Origin of the sequence: uncultured Porphyromonas sp. (assembly GCF_947254915.1) — a bacterium.
In the GTDB taxonomy this organism is placed as follows: domain Bacteria; phylum Bacteroidota; class Bacteroidia; order Bacteroidales; family Porphyromonadaceae; genus Porphyromonas.
The window spans coordinates 1-2,775 of record NZ_CAMYEZ010000168.1 but is presented as its reverse complement, the minus strand read 5'-3'; the positions used below and the strand labels follow the sequence as shown (position 1 = coordinate 2,775).

1 protein-coding gene and 1 pseudogene are annotated in these 2,775 nt (G+C 53.1%); both read right to left on the bottom strand.

Annotated features, from left to right (window positions below):
• Positions 1-1,009 (bottom strand): annotated as a pseudogene (locus Q0X57_RS08090) (hypothetical protein); the annotation flags it as partial.
• A 75-nt stretch (positions 1,010-1,084) separates the two neighbouring features.
• A partial coding sequence (locus tag Q0X57_RS08085; protein WP_297729968.1) for a hypothetical protein occupies positions 1,085-2,775 on the bottom strand: 1,691 nt, incomplete at its 5' end.

Sequence of the window (2,775 nt, the reverse complement as noted above, 5' to 3'; positions counted from 1 at the left end):
TGTAGTTGCCGAGGTCGGTGGCTTCGTTCCAGTCTAGCACCTTGACGACAATCTTCCAGGCAGTGGAGGGGTCGTCAGGCTTGATCGGATTAAAGTCATCGCCCGCAGGCTTGAGGAGGATGCGGTAGCAGTGGTTGCGCTGCACGTCAAGCGCCTCTGTCGTGGTCGCATCTTGGAGCTTTACCGAAATCGGCTTGATTGCCTTGCCATTGTAGGTTCCTTGGATGGTAAAGGAGGTGGCGTTTGCCTCACCGCCCTTGTTGCTGTTCTGATAGCTGTAGATCTTATGCAGGAGCACCTTGCCGTCAGTTATGGTGTACTCTGTAGCTGTGGCTGCTTTCTCCCCTGTCTGCTGGACATCAAGCAATGTGGAGGTGACGATGCGGTTGGCAACGGTGACCGTCGTGAGCGTAAGCCCTGGCACCTCACTAATCACGTCAAAGCGAGCAGCGAGACGCTTCAGCTGGATAGCCTGCGAGATGTTGGCCGCTGGGGCTCCCTTTGCGGGGAGATTTACGGCTACCATCTCCGAGGTCATGACAAACTTAGCGGGATCGGCGGTGCCATTCCCGAGGCTATTCTTCACAATCCACGACTGCACCTCGCTCAGCGGAGTACCGCTAGTGAGGTTGTAAAGCTTCGACTGTAGCTCGCCCTCGACATTGCCGATGACAAACATCTGAGCTGCTCCTGCGAAGCCGGCATTGACCGAGTAACTTCCCGCAGCCGTCTTGTGTGCCTGCTTGGCAGCCTGGACGGTCTGCGCTCCGCCTGAGGTGGAGGGAGTGACGAAGACGCACCAGACGCTATGCTCATCGACCGCCTTCTCATACGCTTCAGCAGGGATACTACGTAGCGCATCATTGCCCAGGCTGAAGGCGAGCTGTCCCGCCCCAGCCTCGGGCTGTGCCTCAGGGGTAAGCTGGCTTTCCTTAGAGCAGCTCCCCAAGGTGAGTAGTAGGAGCACCCCCACTAGGGTGGCACTCACTCTGCAAAATGTCTTGTTCATACTTATCTTTCGTTTGTGGTGATCTATATAATGTCTTGTTTATTCCGAAAGGATGTCGTCTCCTCTCCTCCCTTACTACAAATTGCGGAAGGGGCGAACGACGCAACGTATCTTTTTATGACTCGTGTTGTAGTCGCTTGCATACCTATTATCAAAAAGCACGAGATAAGCTTTGCTCTTATCACGGCTAACCTCCGTGGCAGACCAGTAGTACCCTTGTTCACTACGGAAGAAGCCCGTAAAGCCCGAACCATCTCTATTGTAATCGCATCCTGTCGTAGGAAGGTATCTCGTCTTGACATACTCCTTGACTCCAGTCTTGGCAAAGTAATCCTTACAGAGCTGCTCGATCGTAAGCTTTGTATTGACAGTGACAGACTCTATCTTTAGGATCTTACCCTCATCACCAGCGATGGGACTATCTACATAGGAGTAGCACCAAGCGGAGCGATAGGTGTCGTCATCCTTATAGCGAATCATATAAGTAGCGTGATCGGCACTGACTCGCTTGACATCTTCCTTGCAGATTATCGTCTCTGAGTGATTGGGGAGCTGAACTTTCACTTTGACATCTTTCACTGTCTTACGACCGTCAAAGCGAACGGCAGCTCGCGTAGACTTATCGTTTCCCATGACGGAAGCCCACTCCTCAGCCGTAGGCAGGTGATACCCCTCAGGCATCTGTAGCTCCTGCGCCTCTTGCCAAGTGAAGTACCCTGAGATGCACTCCTTGTTAGAGTAGCTAGAGGCAAGCTTTGTGCCTGTGATATCAAGGTTGTACTCAGCGATGGTGTTGAGGAGGTTATTACCGTTGATGTTGACTGTAGGGTCCACATAGCCTAGGTTGGCGAGATCCTCGTCGCTGTAGTTAGCGAGGTAGGTGGAGGCTTCGTGCCAATCTAGCACCTTGACGACAATCCGCCAAGCAGTGGTGTGGTCGTCAGGTTGGATCGGCTTAAAGTCATCGCCTGTAGGCTTGAGAATGATGCGGTAGCAGTGGTTGCGTCTCACGTCAAGCGCCTCTGACGTGGTAGCATCTTGGAGCTTTACCGATATAGGCTTGATTGTCTTGCCTTTGTAGGTTCCTTGGATGGTAAAGGAGGTAGCATCTTGCGTACCGCCCTTGTTGCTGTTCTGATAACTGTATATCCTATGCAGGAGCACCTTGCCGTTGACAACGTCATAATCGGTTGTAGCTAGGGAGCCAGTCTGACTAACGTTAAGCAAAGTAGAGGTGACTACCCGATTAACGACAGAGACAGTCGAGAGCTGGAGCCCCGGCACCTCGTTGATCACATCAAAGCGAGCAGCGAGACGCTTTAGTACGATAGGAGTAACAATATTCGCAGAAGCCGCACCTACAGCGGGGAGCATCACCGTCACAAGATCAGAAGTCATAGCAAAGTAGGCGGGTTCCGTAGAGCCACTCCCCAGTCCATTCTGGACGAGCAAGCGCTGCACCTCATCTAACGACGTACCGCTAGGCAATCGGTAAAACTGACTCTGCAGGTCAGGCTTGACGTTGCCAATGACAAACATCTGGGCTGCGCCTGCGAAGCCCGCATTGACCGAGTAACTTCCCGCAGCTGTCTTATGTGCCTGCTTGGCTACTCTAAAAGTCAAAGTCCCTGAGCCACTCCTTGTGAAGAAGATACACCAAACCCTATCTGGATCTACCGCCTTCTCAAAGGCTTCGGCGGGGACGCTACGTAGCGCATCGTTGTCCAGGCTGAAGGCGAGCTGTCCCGCCCCAGCCTCGGGCTGTG